This is a genomic window from Oleiphilus sp. HI0043 (assembly GCF_001634935.1).
Genome location: NZ_LWEY01000762.1, coordinates 1 through 447 on the forward strand (window position 1 = coordinate 1; position 447 = coordinate 447).

1 pseudogene is annotated in these 447 nt (G+C 44.1%); it reads right to left on the reverse strand.

Features of this window, described 5'->3' with window-relative positions:
• A pseudogene (locus A3729_RS08710) lies at positions 1-447 on the reverse strand (bifunctional aconitate hydratase 2/2-methylisocitrate dehydratase); the annotation flags it as partial.

Below are 447 nucleotides of genomic sequence, written 5' to 3' on the forward strand. Positions count from 1 at the left end.
GTTTGGATTTTCTTACCGAAGGTTACCGCGTAAGAACCGCCAGCTTTCATGAATTCAACTTTCTGAGGCGTGAAAGCGTCAGATACGTCAGATAATTCTTCGCTACCGTTGTAAAGCTTCTTAGCTTTCGTATCGATAGTTAGAACAGTGCCTGTTGCAACAGAATATGCTTCTTCTAGTACCGGGTCGCCATTTTCGTCTTTAACAACATCTCCATTTGCATCAGTTTTCTTAACCCAGTTTTTAAGGTCAAGACCAATGCCGCCAGTTACACCAACAGTTGTTAGGAAGATCGGTGCGATACCGTTAGTACCAGCAACAACAGGACGGTTGTTGATAAACGGGATGTATGGAGAAGTCTTTTCACCTGCCCAAAGTGCAACGTTGTTAACACCAGACATACGTGAAGAACCAACACCCATAGTGCCTTTCTCAGCGATTAGCATC